General features: G+C 69.0%; 16 protein-coding genes and 1 pseudogene. 10 read left to right on the top strand and 7 right to left on the bottom strand.

Translation table 11 applies throughout. The features are described 5' to 3' along the window. The first annotated feature begins 2 nt into the window (after nt 1-2). The 3 genes from AOK08_RS42800 to AOK08_RS06305 all read left to right on the top strand — a co-directional run bounded on the left by AOK08_RS42800 (nt 3) and on the right by AOK08_RS06305 (nt 1,467). Nucleotides 3-590, top strand: coding sequence for a suppressor of fused domain protein (locus AOK08_RS42800; protein ID WP_079053864.1), 588 nt, complete (start codon nt 3-5; stop codon nt 588-590). Nucleotides 591-687: 97 nt separating this feature from the next. Then, complete coding sequence (locus AOK08_RS06310) at nt 688-954, top strand: hypothetical protein (RefSeq protein WP_055524437.1); 267 nt, start codon at nt 688-690, stop codon at nt 952-954. Nucleotides 955-1,146: 192 nt separating this feature from the next. Next, complete coding sequence (locus tag AOK08_RS06305) at nt 1,147-1,467, top strand: S1 domain-containing protein (RefSeq protein WP_055524436.1); 321 nt, start codon at nt 1,147-1,149, stop codon at nt 1,465-1,467. Between the two features lie 834 nt (nt 1,468-2,301). Here the strand turns inward: AOK08_RS06305 and AOK08_RS06300 are convergent. After that, nucleotides 2,302-2,772, bottom strand: coding sequence for a tyrosine-type recombinase/integrase (locus AOK08_RS06300; RefSeq protein WP_079053863.1), 471 nt, complete (start codon nt 2,770-2,772; stop codon nt 2,302-2,304). A 102-nt stretch (nt 2,773-2,874) separates the two neighbouring features. Between AOK08_RS06300 and AOK08_RS44435 the strand changes: the two genes are divergently transcribed. After that, complete coding sequence (locus AOK08_RS44435) at nt 2,875-3,024, top strand: helix-turn-helix domain-containing protein (protein WP_157876576.1); 150 nt, start codon at nt 2,875-2,877, stop codon at nt 3,022-3,024. Between the two features lie 48 nt (nt 3,025-3,072). Next, nucleotides 3,073-3,204 carry a hypothetical protein gene (locus AOK08_RS48350; RefSeq protein ID WP_277816008.1) on the top strand — a complete coding sequence of 44 codons (132 nt, stop codon included), beginning with the start codon at nt 3,073-3,075 and terminating at the stop codon, nt 3,202-3,204. Nucleotides 3,205-3,715: 511 nt separating this feature from the next. On the opposite strand, the gene AOK08_RS06290 is transcribed toward AOK08_RS48350, so the two are convergent. Beyond that, complete coding sequence (locus AOK08_RS06290; RefSeq protein WP_055524434.1) at nt 3,716-5,275, bottom strand: APC family permease; 1,560 nt, start codon at nt 5,273-5,275, stop codon at nt 3,716-3,718. 450 nt (nt 5,276-5,725) lie between these two features. Here AOK08_RS06290 and AOK08_RS06285 point away from each other — a divergent pair. Further along, nucleotides 5,726-5,998: pseudogene (locus AOK08_RS06285) on the top strand (IS630 family transposase); the annotation flags it as partial. A 49-nt stretch (nt 5,999-6,047) separates the two neighbouring features. Here the strand turns inward: AOK08_RS06285 and AOK08_RS06280 are convergent. Both AOK08_RS06280 and AOK08_RS06275 read right to left on the bottom strand, forming a co-directional pair. Continuing rightward, nucleotides 6,048-6,341 (bottom strand): hypothetical protein, encoded by a 294-nt coding sequence (locus AOK08_RS06280; protein WP_055524433.1) that lies wholly within the window; start codon nt 6,339-6,341, stop codon nt 6,048-6,050. Beyond that, nucleotides 6,304-7,518, bottom strand: a complete 1,215-nt coding sequence (locus tag AOK08_RS06275; RefSeq protein WP_055524431.1) for an MFS transporter — start codon at nt 7,516-7,518, stop codon at nt 6,304-6,306. The genes AOK08_RS06280 and AOK08_RS06275 overlap by 38 nt, the downstream gene beginning before the upstream one ends. 54 nt (nt 7,519-7,572) lie before the next feature. On the opposite strand from AOK08_RS06275, the gene AOK08_RS06270 reads away from it, so the two are divergent. Continuing rightward, nucleotides 7,573-8,316 (top strand): helix-turn-helix transcriptional regulator, encoded by a 744-nt coding sequence (locus tag AOK08_RS06270; RefSeq protein WP_055524429.1) that lies wholly within the window; start codon nt 7,573-7,575, stop codon nt 8,314-8,316. A gap of 142 nt (nt 8,317-8,458) precedes the next feature. On the opposite strand, the gene AOK08_RS06265 is transcribed toward AOK08_RS06270, so the two are convergent. Then, nucleotides 8,459-9,562, bottom strand: coding sequence for a winged helix DNA-binding domain-containing protein (locus tag AOK08_RS06265; RefSeq protein ID WP_055524427.1), 1,104 nt, complete (start codon nt 9,560-9,562; stop codon nt 8,459-8,461). 212 nt (nt 9,563-9,774) lie between these two features. On the opposite strand from AOK08_RS06265, the gene AOK08_RS42795 reads away from it, so the two are divergent. The 3 genes from AOK08_RS42795 to AOK08_RS06255 are packed head-to-tail and all read left to right on the top strand — an operon-like array spanning nt 9,775 to nt 13,628. Next, nucleotides 9,775-10,236, top strand: a complete 462-nt coding sequence (locus AOK08_RS42795) for a YunG family protein (RefSeq protein WP_079053865.1) — start codon at nt 9,775-9,777, stop codon at nt 10,234-10,236. Nucleotides 10,237-10,242: 6 nt separating this feature from the next. After that, complete coding sequence (locus AOK08_RS06260) at nt 10,243-11,565, top strand: MFS transporter (protein WP_079053862.1); 1,323 nt, start codon at nt 10,243-10,245, stop codon at nt 11,563-11,565. After that, nucleotides 11,562-13,628 (top strand): amino acid adenylation domain-containing protein, encoded by a 2,067-nt coding sequence (locus AOK08_RS06255; protein ID WP_055524425.1) that lies wholly within the window; start codon nt 11,562-11,564, stop codon nt 13,626-13,628. The genes AOK08_RS06260 and AOK08_RS06255 overlap by 4 nt, the downstream gene beginning before the upstream one ends. Nucleotides 13,629-13,707: 79 nt before the next feature. On the opposite strand, the gene AOK08_RS06250 is transcribed toward AOK08_RS06255, so the two are convergent. Both AOK08_RS06250 and AOK08_RS06245 read right to left on the bottom strand, forming a co-directional pair. Beyond that, complete coding sequence (locus AOK08_RS06250; RefSeq protein ID WP_055524423.1) at nt 13,708-14,889, bottom strand: NAD(P)/FAD-dependent oxidoreductase; 1,182 nt, start codon at nt 14,887-14,889, stop codon at nt 13,708-13,710. Then, nucleotides 14,882-18,289: a non-ribosomal peptide synthetase gene (locus AOK08_RS06245; RefSeq protein ID WP_241826850.1), complete on the bottom strand. Its 3,408-nt coding sequence runs from the start codon at nt 18,287-18,289 to the stop codon at nt 14,882-14,884. Before AOK08_RS06245 ends, AOK08_RS06250 begins: the two co-directional genes overlap by 8 nt. Between the last annotated feature and the right edge of the window lie 4 nt (nt 18,290-18,293).

Below are 18,293 nucleotides of genomic sequence, written 5' to 3'. Positions count from 1 at the left end.
CAATGAACAAACGTGACACTGAGGCCAGATTCTCTCGTTATCTTGAACAGCTGCTCCCGCTCACGGGAAAGGAGCCGACGGAAGTTCACGAGATCCCCCCCGCGAAGCCGGAGGACGGATGCGTACGCTCCATCGTCTACGCCGATACCCCAGAACCCGGGTATGTGACTGGTTTCACTTACGGACTCTCTCTCGTGCGTCATCCGAAGTGGACGTCGAGCAGTCGGGAATTGGTGATCACGGTCCGGTCCGACGACATCGGTTGGGCAAGTGTCCCTGCCGAGACGGCGGCGGCATTGCGTGGCATGTGCGCCTATGATCACGGGCAGGCCATCGGCTACTTGAAGTCCTATGTCGAGAGTTCGGAAATGAGCAGCATCGTGGTGGCGGATTCCGCTGTCTTCCGGAACTCCGAACCGATCGATCTTGGCTCGGGCGAAGAGAGCCGGACCGGTCGGGACCTCATTGATCTGGTTGGGGTATACCCCGTGTACGCCTCCGAACGGGACATTGTATATGCGAAGGGCTTCGACGCGCTCTGGAGCCTTGAGTGGGACCGTTTCGACCCCCTGCGGCCGCCTGCGGTGTGAAGCCGGGGGTGTGCTCAGGCGCGGAGGCGGGCCGATAGTCCGTTGAAGTGGCTGCGGTGTACGGCGGTCAACAGAACTGGAACCTCATCTCGCCGAGGTGGCCGACCGGCTCCAGCTGGTGTTCCCCGTCGGCGTCCGCGACAACGATGCGCACTACGGTCCTTTGCTCGTGATTCTCTCCGACCTGTTGTCCGAGCGGAACCTCGGCGTGGTGGTTGAGGCGGCCTTCGGCCTCGACCGGCATGTGGTGCGCAACCGGGCGGCAGCGGCCCTGTCCATCCGCAAACCGTCTGCTCAGCAGGTGGAGCAACTCAAGCAGCGCATGATCGAACGCGGCTGGTATCTGGAGGATGACGAGAGCTGAGAGCTTGAGGAGTCCGAGACCGGGGGTGCCGGAGTGGCCGGCTGCCCCCCCCGGTCCTGCGCCCGCCGGGTCAGGTACCGCTCGCGGAACGGCTCCGCGCAGCGTGTGAGCGACGGTTGTCCGGCGAAGGATGCGCGCACATGGGTCCTCCCGGATGTACCCGGGAGGACCCGGTGGGAGGTGGAAGCGTCCGTGGGGCTGTACAACCCCGTTGAGAGTGATGAAACAGTGACCGATGGTCTGGTGACAGAGGCCGAGACGGGCCTCATGGGGAGCATCGTTGAAGGGGAGGCCATCGCTGTCTTTCGCTGGGGCGTAATCGTTGACCTGGGTCTGTCATGGGTGGCCATCCTCGATGTCCTTTACATCGAGGATGGCGACAGCTACCAGGTGGGAGACCGAGTGTCTTGTTACCTTGACTGCTTCGACGAGCAGAAGCGCAAGTTCATCCTGAGGCCCCCGGGGCAGGTACCGATCGCGGAACGCCTGCGTAGGCGAGGTCTCTCCTCCTGACCTTCCGGACAACGGCGATCGCAGGGGAGCACGTACGACGAGCTCCCCGGCGCGGCAGTCGTATCACGTCGGCTCAGGAAGCCGTGGGATTCTGTAAGTCTGGTCGGGACAGCCGAAGAGTGGGTGGTCGGACTCGATACTCCGTCCGTCTCGGCGCTCGCCCTACTCCTCCGCGGTCGTGTGGCCGCCGAACTTTGGACGCAGGCAGGAGCGGACAGCGATCCGGAGAGCGGTACCGATTCCTAGGGGAGATGTCAAGCGGCGAGCGTGACCCGGCGGTATGGGGTTGCCAGGGGCGAGCACGCGGCGGGGCCTTGGATCAGCGCCCGACATGCGCCGACGGTTGCGCGCCTGGGCTGCCGAGATCCTCGATGAACGGCTCGACGAGAAATGACCCAGTCGGCCGTGTTGACCTGAGCGCCAACTGGCGCGACTCCTTCGCGGCTATGGCGTCGACCATCTGCACAGGGGAGGACAGGGCGCCGGAACCTCGGAGAAGGGGTACTTGCCGAGTTCCCACAGCAGCTTCCGCTCGACTACTCCGATCGGTCGACAGCGTCGTCGGAAGCCCAGCCCCGTCTCGCTGGTGGGCCGGTGACAACCCTGTCGGTGGACGGCCGGTGGACAGACGCCTTTGGACGGTGCATGACGAAGGAGCACCGGTCAACCTGCTACACGTGCTCTGATCAGCACAAACGTCACCGGACAGCACGACGGAACACCACGCAACACGATCACTCATGGTCTCGTAATGCGTAGGTCTCGGGTTCGAATCCCGAAGGCGGCTCTGTGGAAGCCCCAGGACTCACTCGCCGTGACCTGGGGCTTTTGCTTTTACCGGACCCGTCGGCGGCGCTGAGCGCGGGCTGCCCTGCGGTCCCCAGTCTCAGTTTTAGTCTCAGTTGCGGATGCGGGGGCAACTTTCGGGGCGGGCAGGAATGTGTCTCCCATGCGGCGCATGGCGTCCTTGGAGAGGTGGGATCGGCCCTTCACATACCGCCGGGTCTGGCTGATCTGGGTGTGCCGCAGGATTTCCATGATCGTGGGCATGTCGACCCCGAGTTCGTTGAGGATCGTGCCGGCGGTGTGGCGGCTCCCGTCGTAGAGACGGCGGTCTGTGATGCCCGCCCCTTCGAGTAGTTTCTTGAACTCCTCCCATTCGGCGCGGGGGTTGATGGGGCGGCCATCAGGTCGGGTGAACACGGCATGGTGCTCCTGCCAGAGTTCACCGGCCGCCTCTCGTAGTTCCCGGCCGCCCTGGCCGCGTTCGTCGGTAACCAGAGGACCGAGGCTTGCGTTCCGCACCGTCTGGCCTGCCGAGTCCTGGGGGGGGCGGGGTCCTGGTTCTACAAGTGGCGCGACTAGCCCACCACCGCGCGTGAGGTCCGGCGCGGGCAGCTGGCCGACGTGATCCGGAAGATCTTCGAGGGCTCCGGCGGCACCTACGGCTCCCCGAAGGTCTGGCTCCTCCTGGTCCGCGCGGGCTGGCGGGTCTCGGTGAACACGGTTGCCCGTCTGATGGCTGAACTCGGCCTGGCCGGACGGAAGTTCTGCTGACGGCGCGGACTGACCCGGCCCGGAAAGCGGCCAGCGGCTCCGGACTTCGTGCGGCGGGACTTCACCGCGGACGCTCCGGACCAGGTGTGGTGCGGCGACATGACCGAGATCACCACCGGTGAGGGCAAGCTCTACCTGGCCACCGTCATCGACCCGTTCTCGCCCCGGCTGCTCGGTTAAGCGATGGGGGCGCGCCATGACGCCGAACTGGTCGCGGCGTCGTTGAACATGGCTGCGGCCACCCGCGGTGGTGATGTGAAGGGCGTGATCTTCCATAGCGACCGCGGCAGCGAAGGTGGGTTCAACTGGTCGTCGCAACACCTTGATCTCGGAGGTGTGCGGCGTGGCCACGGCGGACTGGAGTTTGAAGACCAGCGATGTTCCTGAAGGGGCGCGTCGGCAGTGGCGTGCTGATCGAGTACTTCGGCCAGCGATGCGCTCGCCTCGCCGGCCGGACCCGTCACGGATGGTGCAGCGCCAGTTCTGGCGGCTGATCGCCACCCTGGCCGCCGTGAGTCTGTGGGGTACCCGCTCCCTGCGGCTCCTGCCGGCCCAGATCGACAGCCCGGCCGAGCAGTCGCCGAGCCTGTCGTCTCCGTGGAACTCATCGTCCGCCGCAGCACCGGCCCGGCACCGAAGGTCCAAGGCCCCGGTGCTTCCGGCGAGCCGCGGGATGCTCACCGCGGCTCCCTCACCGCCCGTCGGGTTCGTGCGCCGAGACGGGGATGGTCTCCTTGCGGAAGAAGCCGGGACGGATCACCCGGTACACGAGCATCAGGACGGCGCCGAGCAGCAGCGCGCCGATACCGGTGACGAAGACGCCGCCGAGCTGCCAGTGCGGCGGGAACGGCAGCGTCCATGAGGTGCTGCCGTAGTCCGAGGCGGAGTACACGACGCAGGCGTTGATGAAGAAGTAGAGGAGCAGGACGCCGCCGAGCCCGGGCATGATGCCCTTCGTCCACAGGTCGCGCGGACTGCGGGTGAGGACCTTGCGGTAGTACCAGACGCAGGCGAACCCGGTGAGCCCGTAGTAGAAGGCGATCATCAGGCCGACCGAGCCGATCGAGTCGGCCAGGACGTTCTCGCTCACCCGGGTCAGCATGACGTAGAAGGCGATGGAGGCCAGGCCCATACCCACCGTGGACCAGGTCGGGGTGAGGAAGCGCGGGTGGATGCGGGCGAAGCGGTCCGGGATGGCCTTGAAGGAGGCCATGGAGAGCGTGGTGCGCGCCGTCGGCAGGATGGTGGTCTGGGTGGAGGCGGCGGCCGAGGTGAGCACCATCAGGATCAGCAGTTTGGTGGCGGTCTCGCCCCAGCCCCCGGTGCCGAAGACCTCGGTGCCGAGACTGGAGAGGACGTCTCCGGAGTTGTCCGGGTTGGCGAGGCCGATGCCGTGCTCTCCGACTCCGGCGAAGGCCTGCGCGGATGTGGTGATGAGTACGTAGACGAGCAGCAGGATGACGGTGGAGATGACGGCGGCGCGGCCCGGGGTGCGATCGCGGTCGACGGTCTCCTCGTTGACCGATACGGCGGTGTCCCAGCCCCAGTAGATGAACACACCGGCGAGCACGCTCTTGGTGAGGTCGTCGAGCGAGTTGATCTGGGCGGGGTTGAACCACGACCAATGGAGTTCCGACGAGACACTCGGCGCAGTTCCCCCGTACACCTTGACCAGCGCTGTGATCGCGAGCAGGAAGAGCACCACGATCTCGACGCTGAGCAGCGCTTTCTGGAGGTTCGCCGAGATCTCGATGCCGATGTAGCAGATCAGCGTCATCACGACGATCCACACCACGCCGACCACGGTGACCCAGAAGGTGTCCTGCGCCAGTCCGTCCGCACCCACCAGCTGGAAGCCGTATGCCCCGGCGATCTGGGCCAGATTGGCCATCACGATGATGTCGGCCGCGACGATGCCCCATCCGCCCAGCCAGCCGGTGCGGGGACCGAACGCCCGGGAGGCCCAGGTGAAGGTGGTGCCGCAGTCGGGGTCCGCCCGGTTGAGCTCCTTGTAGCCGTAGGCGATCAGGAACATCGGGACGAAGGCGAGGATGACCACGATCGGTGACTGGAAGCCCACGATCCCGACGATGACTCCGAGGGTCGCCGCGAGGCTGTAGGCAGGGGCGGTGGAGGCCAGGCCGATCACCGTGCTGGAGAAAAGCCCCAGCGCGCCGCCCTTGAGCCCTTTGTCCGTTGCTCCAGGGCCCGACGGGGGCTGCACTGCGGGTGGGACAGAAGGCAGGCTCATGGCGCCCTCCGGAAATGTATGGCTTGCTCCGGTCGAAGAACGCGGAGCTGCTGTTCCCAGCATGAACCCACTCACCGGCAACCGAAACCGCTCGGCTCTTGCCGGTGATGTACGGCCGGCGCGGCTGGCGCGGCTGTCCAGTGCGGGGCCATACGGGCAACCAAGGGGAACGATGGGGGAACGGAAGCACCGAGAAAGACCGGGAAGGACCGAGAAGGACTCGGCCAGGGTGAGACGCCGGACCTCATCCGACCTGTCCAAAAGCTATCGATCAGCAGGATCGAGGAAGATCGCCAAGGGGTTCCTTCGGCTAGTGATGCGTAGATCTCGGGTTCGAATCCCGAAGGCGCAGGCTCGGGCGCAGGCAAAAGCCCCAGGTCACAGTGAGTCCTGGGGCTTCCACACACCGCCGAGAACATCGGAGGCAAGTAATCGCTGGGGTCCTGGGAGGAGCGTTTCCCGGGCCGTGTGTTCGTGTTCGACGAGTTCGGGCCGCTCGGCATCCGGCCCACTGCCGGGTCGTGCTGGGCCGAGCAATGCCCGCCCGAGCGTCATCCCGCGACCTACCACCGCACCCACGGAGTGCGCTACCTCCATGGCTGCTACTCGATCGGTGACGACACCTTGTGGGGCCTCAGCCGCCGCGAGAAGGCTACCGGGAACACTCTGGCCGCGCTGAAGTCGATCCGGGCTGCCCGACCTGACGGCGCTCCGATCTACGTCGGTGAATAGGGATGACCAGCCAAACCGGCAAACCTTCCCGGTCAGAGCACTAGCCGAGCCGCGGTCCGGTGAAGGCCGTCAGCTCGCCCTTGCGGAGGACCACCAGCGCGTCACACGTACACCGGCAGTACTCGATGTCGCCTTCGGACGTCGAATGGCTCGACAGCAGTTGCCACGAAGGGTGGCGCAGAGCGGTCAGACAGCCCCAGTCCCGCAGGGGGCACACATCCTGCGACGACGAGTGCGACGAGCCGTTCGCTTCGTCTCCGCGCTGCGGCCGGTCTGCCGGCGGGCGTGCGGGTTGCTCAGCGGTGGTCGTGTCGGGCGGGAGATAGCGCGGCATCCGTGTCGTCTCCGGTCTGCGGCGCCGTTGCCACGGGCTTCGGCGCGGTGGGTTCGGGCAGGGTGCGGAACAACAGCCAGCTCAGGGCGGGCATCAGGATCAGTGGCGTCAGGGCGGTGCGCAGGGAGGTCGCGTCGGCGACGGTGCCGATGAGAGGGCTGACCAGGCCGCCGATGCTGACGGTCAGCCCGAGGGTGATTCCGCTGGCGGTGCCGACGCGCGAGGGCAGGTAGTCCTGGCCGAGCGTGACCTGCAACGAGAAGGGGACGTACAGGCCGGCGGAGGTCAGTGCCACGAACAGGTAGATCGCCGGGCCGGGTACGAACACGATTCCCGCGACGGCGCCGACCGTGACCAGGTACGACCACCGGGCGACCGTGACACGGTCCCAGCGGTTGGCCAGGTTGCCGCCCAGCACCGAGCCCACCGCGCCGCCGAGATAGAGCACGAACAGAGCCGCGGTGCCCGCTGCCGTACTGCCTCCCAGGCGCTCCTTGGCGTAGAGCGAGATGAACGTGCTGACGCCGATGAAGACGATGGACCGGCAGACCACGGCGAGCGACAGCTTCACGAACGAGGCCCTGTCGTCGGGGCCCGTCGTGATCGAGGCGCTGGAGCCGTCGGCCGTCCTCTTCTCCAGCGCGCGCAGGACGGGCAGGCACAGCACGCTGCCGACGAGGGCCGGCACCACGAGCAGCGGCGAGAGGCGCAGACCGCCGGGGCCGACGACGGCGGTGACCATGAGGGGCGCGAGGGCGAAGCCCAAATTGCCGCCGAGGGAGAACCAGCCCATCGCGCTGTGACTTCCCCCGCTGGCGACCCGCGCCACGCGGGCGGACTCGGGATGATAGGCGGCGACCCCGACTCCGGACACCGCCACGAACACCAGCGTCAGAGCGTAGGAACCGCTCAGCCCGCTCAGGGCGATGCCCAGTCCGCCGAGGATCGTGCTCACGGGCAGGAGCCAAGGCATCGCCCAGCGGTCGGTGAGCGCACCGAACACCGGTTGTGCCACCGAGGACAGCAGGGAGGCGGCGAGTACGACGCCCGAGACCGCGGCGTAACTGTAGGCGCGCTCGGCGACGAAGAACGGCACGAGCGATGCGACAGCACCCTGGTAGACATCCACGCAGGCATGCCCGACCGACAGCAGAATGATCAACCTGTTCCTTGTCACATCGCCATGGTCATCGCCGAGGGAGGTGGAGCACTTCCGATAAACTGCCAATCAATGACGAACATCCGCCACGAGCCGGTGGCGCCGACTCGCACCCAGTGGCTGGCGCCCGGAGCCGCGATCGACGCGCACCACCACGACGATCACCAGATCGTCTACGCGGGCCGGGGAGTGCTGGCCGTCACCACCAGTGCGGGAATGTGGATCGCGCCGGGTACTCGCGCCATCTGGGTACCGGCCGGCACCGTGCACGCCCACCAGGCCCACGGCGAACTCGAACTGCACCTTGTCGGTCTGCCCGCGAGTGACAACCCACTCGGTCTGGACGTGCCGACCGTGCTGACCGTCGGCCCTCTGCTCCGTGAGCTGATCCTCGCCTACACCCGCAGCCCGCACGACGACAGTCCCGAACGTGGGCGACTGCGGGCCGTGTTGCGTGACCAGCTGCGGGCTTCGCCCCAGCAGCCCCTGTACCTGCCCGCCCCCACCGTCCCCCAACTCGCCGCACTGTGCGAGATCCTGCGCGCCAACCCGGCCGACGATCGCACACTGGCCGTGCTGAGCAGGGAAGTCGGCGCCAGCGAGCGCACCCTGTCCCGTCTCTTCAAGGCCGATCTCGGCATGACCTTCCCTCAGTGGCGCACCCAACTGCGTCTCTACCGTGCCCTGGTGCTGCTCGCCGAGAACACCCCGGTGACCGCCGTGGCCCACCTGTGCGGCTGGTCGTCCGCCAGCGCGTTCATCGACGTCTTCCGCCGTACCTTCGGACACACCCCGGGAACGCATCAGCCCCGATAGGCGGTGGCCAGGCTCGCTCGTGAGAAGGAGGTGCTGGAAGAGCTCGCGGGAGTCAGCGGCGCTCCCGCCGTGCGCGGCTGCTTCGAAGTGGCCCAACGCCCCGGCGGGAAGCCCCGGGGCGGCGGCGCCGCGTGGTGTGGCCTCAGCGGGGCCTCCCCAGGAACCGGGCGATGTCGGCCGTCTCCGTCGCGATCCCCTGCGTGAGTGCGGTGGCCTCGTCGGGCCCTGGGGGGAACAGGGAGACGTCGGTGTCCGCGGCGCTCCTGCGCCAGGCCCAGGTGCCCCGGACCAGTCCGTCGGCGACGACCGTGGGCCGGATCTGACCGCCACCCGGCCACACCCGCCGTTCGTGGGCGGACGGTACGGACAGCGCACGGGAGCGGTAGCCCAGCAGGTAGTTGTCGTACGCCGGCAGCAGCCGCACGTCGGGAGCGGCGGGGGGCGCGAGGTCCGCCTCCGCCACCCGTTCCGTGGGCAGGGCGGAGTCCTCATCGACGATGCGGCAGGGGGTGAGGTGGCCCGCGGCGCCCAGTGCGCGCCAGGCGCGTAGCGCGGCCGTCTTCGGCAGCCCCGACCACGTGGCGAAGTCCTCGGGGGAAGCCGGGGCGTGGGCACGGAGGTAGCGGCGGGCCAGTTCGGTCTCGGCCGCCTCCCCCGTGGGGCCGCCCGTCCGCGAGGGCAGCCAGTCCGTCAGGAGCACGAAGGTGGCCTCGCCGTCGCGCTCCGGGCCGTGGCAGACAACCCCCCGCAACGCGGCACGCCGGATCAGGTGAAAGGGGGCCTGTCCACGGGGAGCCACCCCGATCCTCGCCAGATGTTCCGTCAACTCGGCCCGGGTGGCCGGTCCCTGGTCGCCCAGCACCTTGACGAGGACGGCCTCCGCACGGTCGCACAGCCCCTCGTCGAGGCCGAGTTCGCGGTAGCGGCGGGCACTCAGTCTCAGGAAGCGCGGGCCGAGCAGCCCCAGGAGCCAGTGCAGGTCGGCGCCGGGCACCGTGTGCAGGGTGCCGCGCAGGAACCAGCCGCGTACGATGCTCCGGTCCTCTTCGAGGGCCCGCCGGACATCGGCGGCGGTGAGACCGCTCGCCCGTACCCGGATGCCGAGCTCGGCGGCTCGGGCGTCCTGCGCCTGCACGGCGAGGACCCGCTCGACCACCTCGGCCGCCGTACCGTACCTGACACCTCCGCCGATGCCCTGCCCCTGGCTGCGCAGGGCCCTCGCCTGTTCGTGATCGAGTACGCGCATGGGGCCGAAGGTACGCCGAAGGTACGCCGAAGGTACACAGATCGGCGACGCGTCACGCGGTGTTCGCGGGACGGGGCCGGGTCGGGAAACCGAGCCGAGAATTCGCCGACCCACGATGGCGGTGAGGGCCGATTCCTTGTCGGCGAATGCCTGTTCGTACAGTGCCGTGCCCGGTGCGACTGGGGAGCACCTTCTCTGCCATGCTCTTGGGCATGGACACGATCACGCTGTCTGGCGTTGAGGCGGCCCTGCGGGCAAGTTGGGGTGTCGACACCTGTGCGCCCGAAGACGTACCGAAATGGCATCCCGGCAATCCCGCTCGCGGGCAGTGCGGAGTGACCGCGCTGGTCGTGCACGACCTCTTCGGCGGTGATCTGGTGTGCGGAGAAGTGCGGGTCGAGGGAGAGGTCGTCGACTACCACTGGTGGAACCGGTTCGGCCAGGGGATCGAGATCGACCTGACGCGGGAACAGTTCGGTCCCGGCGAAAGCGTGGGCCCCGGCGAGGTCGTGGTGCGACCGCCCGGGCCGCCGGGGCACTGCCGTGAGCAGTATCAACTGCTTCGCCGACGGGTGTTCGCCCGTCTCGGCCCGGCCGGGGCCGGCAGCCCGGGCACTCACCAAGGAGAGGAAGATCATTTGGGAGACACAGCAGGGCACACAACATTAGTGTGATCTTCCATGAGCATTGCGGATGACCACATAGCGTTGCGCACGAAGCTGCCGAGAACGTATCTCCTCTGGCTCGGTGGAGCGTTCACGTCCCAGCTCGGGGATGCCGCGATGTACTTCGCCCTGGGGTGGGCGGCCACCGCGCACGGGGGTGGTGCCGCGGGGCTCGTGCTCACTTCGGTGGCGCTTCCGAGAACTCTGCTCCTCCTTCTGGGAGGGGCCGTGGCCGACCGGTTCTCCCCCCGGCGCATCCTGATCCTCGGCGACTCGATGATGGTCGCGATGACAGTCGGCGTGGCTCTGACGGCTTACGCGCGGGGATCCACCATGTGGCTGCTGCTGGGCGCCGGAGTGATCATCGGGACCATCGACGCGTTCTATCTTCCGGTGTCGGGTTCGATGCCGCGCAGACTGGTGGGCGCGGACAACCTCGACCGCGCGGTCGGTCTCAGCCAGAGCGGCAGCCAACTGATCTCACTGGTCGGCGGTTCGGTGGGCGGGGCCCTGGTGACGGCCGGCGGGCTCACCGGCGCGGCGGTCTTCGACGGGGTGACCTTCGCCTTCGCCGTGCTGGTGGCCGTGCTCATCCGGCCGCGCTTCGAGGTACCGCCCCCGGCGGAGCGTACGAACCTCCTGCGTGAGGCCGCGCAGGGAGTGACGTTCTCCCTTCGCCACCCCGTCCTTCGGCCCGCTCTGCTGCTGACCGGAGGGGTCGCCGGCTTCGCGATCCCGGTGGGGTCCCTGCTCGTACCCCTGCTCGCGCGTGAGAACCACTGGGGCGCGCAGGTCGCCGGCGTGGTGCTGGGCGGTGAGGCACTGGGCGCCCTGGTCGTCGCCCTGCTCGTGGCCCGCTGGGGGGCCTTCCGTCTGCCGGGCGTCGTCGCCGCGCTGAGCGTCGTACCCATGGCTCTCGGCATAGCGGTGCTCGGGCAAGCGCACCAGGCACCTGTGGCGGTGTCGGCCGGCGCCTGTTTCGGCCTCGGCCTGGGCCTGTTCGTCACCCATCTCGGCCCGGTGATGCTGGGAGCCAGCCCGGTCACGCACCTCGCGCGGGTTCAGGCACTCATCACCCTGGTACAGAGCCTCGTACTCGTGGTGACCCTGAACCTGCTCGGCCAACTGGCCGACGTCGTGGACGCCTTCGCCACAGCGCTGGTGTGCGCCGCCGTACTGGCGGGCGCGGGCGTACTGGCTCTCCTGTCCTCGCCGCTCAGGCGCGCCACGATGAAACAGCCGCAGCAGGACGGGCAGGACGGGCAGGACGAGCAGGACGGGGACGGGGACGGGCAGGACGAGCAGGACGAACAGGTTCGGCAGGGAGAGACCGTATGACGAACGCTCACCTGCCCTCGGTGCCCGCGGGGAGCACCGAGGGCCCGTCCGATGCCATGGCACGGCTCGTCCTGCCGCCGGACCACCGCTGTGAGTCCGATCGCCGGGCACAGGGCACGCGCACCGAGCAGGTCGTTCTGCTCGCCGGTGACGATGCCCGCGCGCTCTTCCGCTGGTGCCGTGCCAACGCCCTCCCGCCGACGCGGACCGTGCGACGGCTGGCCGAACACCTGGCCGAGCGCTGGAACCAGTACGCGGTCGCCGAGCCGGGAGTGAAGGCTCGGGACATCATCGCCTCCGCCGCGAGGACGGCTCCGGAGTCCGTGAACTCCCTCCAACTGGCCGTCCACGTCCCGCCGGACGACGCCCCGGGCGGAGAGGTGCGCCTCTCCACGACCTGGGACGAGGGCCTGCTCGACCATCGGACGACAACGGCGTTCACGGACGCCCTGCGCACGCTCGTGACCGGCTGGCTCGTCGATCCCGACGCCGACCTGGCCGGCCTTCCCCTCGTCTCACCCGACTCCGTCGCGCGCCTCTTGGCCCTGGGAGACGGCGGGACACCCGCCGGTGCCCGGTACCGCACAGTCCCGGAAGCGATCCTCGGGTGGGCCCAAAGCCACCCCCTGCGCCCCGCGGTCCGCTTCGACGGCAGCACTGTCACCTACGGAGACCTGGTCCGGCGGGCCGCGGACACCGCGGCCGGGCTCAAGGCCGCCGGGATCGCCCGCGGTGACCGGGTGCTGCTGTACGGGTCGCAGTCGGACGCGACCGTGGCGGGCATGGTGGCCTGCCATCTCGTCGGCGCGAGCTATGTCTCCCTGGACGTGGAGTCGCCCGTCGCGCGGCTCGCGCAGGTCGCCGCCGGCACGGGAGCCGGAGCCTGTCTGTGGGCCGACGACTCGCAGGAGCCGCTTCCGGCGGACTTCCTCCCCGCCGGGACACCCGTCATCAGGATCGGGCAGGACTCCGCGACGGAGTCGACGCCGTTGTCTCCCGCTCCGCCGGAGCCCTCGACGGCCGCGTACGTGCTGTTCTCCTCCGGGAGCACCGGAGTTCCCAAGGGCATCGAGGTGTCCCACGAGAGCCTCGGGCACTTCTCCCGGGAGATCAACGCCGCGTACGCCATGACGCCGGCGGACCGCGTGCTCGCTTTCGCCCGTCCGGTGTTCGACGTCTCCGTGTTCGAGGTGTTCGCCACTCTCGCCGCCGGGGCGCAGGTCGTGATCCCCGATGCGGACGCCCGGATGGATCCGATGCTGCTCACCGACTTCATCCGGGACGAGCGGATCACCCTGGCCGAACTGCCGCCGGCGCTGCTCCCGTTGCTGGATCCGGCCGAACTGCCTTCCCTGCGGCTGGTGTCGGTCGGCGGCGAGGCGGTGCCCGGCGCACTCGTGAACGAATGGGCGTCCGCCGAGAGGGAGTTGTGGAACGGGTACGGGCCCACCGAGGCCACTGTGGCGGTCACCCTGCAGAAGCTCACCGGTGAGTGGACCGCTCCGCCGCCGATCGGGCGCCCGATCGGCGGCTGTACCGCGTACGTCGTCGACGACCGACTGACGCTGCGACCGTGGGGCGCCGTCGGTGAGCTGTGCGTCTCCGGGCCTTCGCTGGCGACCGGCTATCTGAACGATCCGGTGCGAACGGCCGCCGCGTTCGTCGAACTGCCGCAGGTGCCGGGCACCCGGGTGTACCGCACGGGTGACCTGGTGCGCTGGCGCGGGGACGGAGCGCTGGACTACCTGGGGCGGATCGACCGACAGGTCAAGGTCAACGGCTTCCGCGTCGAACTCACCGAAGTGGAGGGCGTGTTGGCTTCGGCGACCGGAGTCCGGCAGGCCGCGGTCGAGATGGTCGAAGCCGCCGGCGGCGGCCGGGTCCTCGGTGCCCTGGTGGTGGGCGACGCGGAGCTGGACTCCCGAACGGTTCTGGACGAGGTCCGGGACGCCCTGCCTCCCTACGCTGTCCCCGGACGCCTGGTGGCGACCGGCGCCCTGCCGCTCACGGCCAACGGAAAGGTCGACCGGGCTGTCGTGCGGCGCATGCTGGCCGGGCACTGAGAAGTCCGGCGTCCTGCCGTGTGGCAGGACGCCGGACCGGGGACATCGGAGTCGGGCGCGGCCCGGGAGAGCCGAGCCGTCAGAGGGAGGCCATGAACTCGTCGCTGAAGAACTCGTCGGAGTCGCACGCGCCGGACAGCATCGAGAAGTACAGCCCCGTCATCTCCTCGCTCTTCGCGACGGCGCGCAGCATCGCGAGCCGTTCCTCCTTCACTGTCAGCTCCGCCACGAACAAGGTGCTGTGGTAGCCCTCGACGACCAGGTCGTAGTGGGCCGCCGCGTAGCGTCGCAGCGACTCGTCCAGCTCCGCGCCGCGTTTCGGCTCATCCGCCAGGGTGTCGGCCAGTAGCTGGGCCTGGAGGAACGCGTCGGTGATGCCGCGTGCGGTGATCGAGTCCTTGTGGTGGGCCGCGTCCCCCACCAGGGCCCATCCGGGACCGGCCGCCCGCCGGACGAAGTTCTGCTGGTCACCCGTCCCGTACAGCCTGTCGACGGGAGTGCTCCCGGCGAGCTCTTCGTAGAGTTCGGGTGCGTGCTCGCGGAAGCAGTCCAGATAGGCGTCGAGTGCGTGTCCGCGAATGCGCTGGAAGTCCTCCTGCGGGAAATAGCAGCCCACCAGCGTGGCGTCGTCGTTGGTGGAGACGGCACCCACCCAGCGGCCGGGAGCCTCGTGGAGGGACATCCTCGCGCCGGGAAGGTCCCAGTACGTGTAGTAGGCGCAGGTCCTCGGCGCGGCACTGTCCAACACCGTGGCCTTGACCTGGTTCGCCACCTGCGAGCGCATTCCGTCCGCGCCGACGACCAGGCCCGCGCGTTCGTCGCGCCACACGGAACCGGCCGTTCTGCACCGGAGCCCGACGACCCGGCCGTCCTCGAACAGCAGGTCGCCGGCGGTCGTCTCGTCACGGAACTCGACACCCGCCTCGACGGCCGCGTCGACCAGGATCCGGTCGAGCAGATACCTGCGCGGAGCGTAGGCCGCGCCCTGACCGTCCACGGGGCGGCTCGACCCGGTGAGCCGGACGTCCCCGACGGTGTACGTGACCGAGTCGACCGGTGGACATCCGGTGGACGCGATGCGCTCCAGCACACCCCAGGAGGCGAGCCTGGCCACACCCGGCTGATGGATGTACAGGGTGGAGAGCGTGTCCTTGGGGAACCTGGCCCGCTCGATCAGCAGCACCCGGTGGCCCTGCCTTGCCAGGAGCAGGGCTGTGGAAGCGCCCGCGCATCGGGCACCCACGACGATGACGTCATACATCCGCGCTCACCGAACCCGCCGGTACGGCTGCCGCGATGGCCCGGTAGGCGGCCAGGTGGGATGCCACCGTCCTGTCGAGGTCATCCGCGGAGAACGCGTCGGCCGCGACCGCCGCCTCGATGGTCAGCCGGTCGCCGCCGGGGGACTGAACCACGTCGAAGGCCATGGGGAAGCTGGTCTTGTCCATGATGCGTGTGTCGGTCACCCGCACCTCGGTGAGGCCGTCGGACTGGGCGCCGCGATGGAACTGAACGTAGTTGAAGACGACGTCGAACAGTGGCCCGGGTCCCATGAGGTCGCGCAACGCCGGGTAGGGGAAGCGCCGATGGGGGAGCAGCGTCTTCTCCTGCTCGAAGACCCTTTCGGCGATCTCCCGCCAGGAACCGGTGGTGGACGCCGACATGGGGAGCACGTTCAGGAAGAGGCCGACGAGCTGATCGCTTCCGGCGGTCTCCGGACGCCCGTTCACGATCAGGCCGGTCACCGGCTCGGCCGTTTCGAGCGTCCGGCCGAGAGCGGCCAGGTGACCCGCCACGATCAGGCTCTTGTACGGCAGCCGCCATTCCCGCGAACAGCGCCGCAACCCCTGTACGACATCGTGCGGTACGGGTACGGCCAGGGTCAGCCGATCGGGGCCCGGGTGACCCTCGGCGGCGCTGGTGAGCACCGGCTCCAGGGCGGCACAGTGCTCCTTCCAGAACTGCCGGGTGTCTTCCGACGCGAGTGCCCGCTGTTCGAGTTCCACGAAGTCGGCGTAGCCACGCACCACTTCCACAGGCTCGGGCGGCGCCTCACGGAGCAGGGTGTCGTAGCGGCGCAGCAGGTCCCCGGCGAAGACCGACTCGCTCCAGCCGTCCATCACGGCGTGGTGGAATCCGTAGGTCAGGTGATAGTCCGAGTCGGAGATCCGGGTCACCCGGAAGCGGATGAGCGAGCGGTCGTCCGGCTCGAAGGGCCGTGCGGACGCTCTGATGTCCTCGTCCACCGTGGAGTCGGCGGAGCCGGCACTCGTACCGCGCACATCCGTCACCACGAGGTCGACGGCCGGATCACGGTGCACCAGTTGTACCGGTGTCGTGAGTGTGTGCAGGTCGAAGCCGGTTCGCAGGGCCGGATGCCGGGTCAGCGTCGTCTCCAGCGCACGGGTGAACAGCGCTTCGTCGAAACGCCCCGCGATACGGCGGGTGATGACGTCGATGTACAGGCCGCTGTCCGGATCCGTCTCTGCCTCGAACAGCAGGCCGAGTTGCATCATCGACGCCGGATACACGGCCTCGATCTCCGGGCCGAAGTGCTGTGCCAGGTCGCCGCTTCCGCCAGCACCGACAGCAGGAGTGGTCTCCTCCACGTCGGTGTCCGTATCGGTGCCGGCGGCGCTGAGCGCGCGGACGGTGGGGGTGGCGAAGAGGTCGGCGAGGGCGATGTCGATGCCGGCTTCCTCGGCGTCGGCGATGATGCGGATGGCGAGCAGTGAGTCGCCGCCGAGGGCGAAGAAGTCGTCGTCCAACTCCGGTGTCACGCCCAGGACTTCGGTCCAGATCGCGCACAGGTTCCGCTGTGCGGGGGTGAGGTCCGGCGTACCGTCGTCCGTGACCGGGCTGTCGGTCGTTGTGGCGGTGGGTGTGCCGTCGGGCTGCGGGGCGGTCTTCGTGCTGAGCGCGCGGACGGTGGGGGTGGCGAAGAGGTCGGCGAGGCTGATGTCGATGCCGGCTTCCTCGGCGTCGGCGATGATGCGGATGGCGAGCAGTGAGTCGCCGCCGAGGGCGAAGAAGTCGTCGTCGGGCTCGATGCGGTCGACTCCCAGCACCTGCTGCCAGATCGTGGTGAGAACGGATCCGGCGTCGCTCGACCCCGGGGCCGGTTCCGCCGCGTGGGCCGGTGTGCCGGACAGGGCGGCGAGGGCCTTGCGGTCGATCTTGCCGGAAGGCGTCAGCGGGAGGGACGGCAGCACCCGGATCGACGAGGGCCGCAGATAGGCGGGAAGCCGGTCGGCCGCGAACGCCGCCAGGGCGTCGGCCGGTGATCCGTGCCCGGTGTTCGCCGCGGCCACATGGGCCACGAGCTGATGGCTGCCCACACTGGTCGCGCGGGCGGTCACGGCGACGGCATGGATCCCGGGACACTGGGCCAGGACCGCCTCGACCTCGCCCAGTTCCACTCGGTGCCCACGGATCTTCACCTGATCGTCCGCCCGGCCGAGGAACTCGATCTCCCCGTCGGCGCGCAGTCGCCCGAGGTCTCCCGTGGCGTACATCCGCGCCCCGGGAACGGTGGAATGCGGGTCGGCGACGAAGCACTTCGCGGTCAGACCGGGCCGTCCCACATAGCCACGCGCGACCCCGCTGCCGCCGATGTGGATCTGGCCCGTGGCACCCGGGGCGACCGGGTTCAGATCGTCGTCGAGCAGCCGGACCGTCGCCCCCTCGATGGCCGTGCCGATCGGGATGACCGCCCCAGGACCGTCCAGGTCGGTGATCTCGTAACAACTGACCAGTGTGGTCGCCTCGGTGGGGCCGTAGACGTTGGCGAAGGCGGCACCGCGCCCGCGGGCGTCCTCCAGATAGGCACGGGCGGCCGGCAAGGACATCGACTCCGCGCCGACGACGAGCCGTCGTACCGTGCCGAACGCGTCGATCCGCCGCCGGACCAGTTCGTGGAAGAGCGGAGGGGTGAGCAACAGCATGGTGACCCGCTCGGCCCGGAGCACGTCGGGGAGTTCGTCCAGCGCCTGGTAGGAGGCTGCCGGAACCACGAGACGGGCGCCCGAGAGCAGCGCTCCCCAGATCTCGAACGCCGAGGCGTCGAAGGAGGTGGGGGCGAGCTGCAGATAGGTCTCCTCGGGGCCGAACGCGGCGTAGGTCTGCCCGCGCACGAGCCCGAGCAGGTTTCGGTGCGTGATGCCGACGCCCTTGGGCTGCCCGGTCGATCCGGAGGTGAAGATGATGTAGGCGAGCGCGTCCGGCGGGGGCACGGGACGCGGCCGGGTGGCCTCGTCCGGGCTGCCGGAGCCCGTGGCCGCGCCGATTCCGATCACGGGGAGGCCGAACTCCCGGGCTGCCCGCTGGTGTCCGTCGGTGGCGACGACCGCCGCCGCTCCCGCGTCGGCGAGGATGCGGGCCAGTCGTTCCCTGGGATGGTCGGGGGCGAGACAGACGTAGGTCCCACCGGCCTTGAGTACGCCGAGCAGGGCGACGACGAGTTCGATCGAGCGCTCCGCGTACACGCCGACGACCGTCTCGGTGCCGATCCCGCCCCGGGTCAGCACATCGGCGAACCCGTCCGATCGGCGTCGCAACTCCTCATAGGTCAGACTGGTTCCCTGGTGCGTCAGCGCGACGCGGTCAGCGTGCCGTCGCGCCACATGGTCGAAGAGCTCGGGAATGGTCGCCGGTTCCTGCATCGTC

This window comes from Streptomyces graminilatus, assembly GCF_001418565.1.
In the GTDB taxonomy this organism is placed as follows: Bacteria; Actinomycetota; Actinomycetes; order Streptomycetales; family Streptomycetaceae; genus Streptomyces; species Streptomyces graminilatus.
Note: the sequence above shows the minus strand (reverse complement) of the source record. Positions and strands in the feature narration are given on the sequence as shown.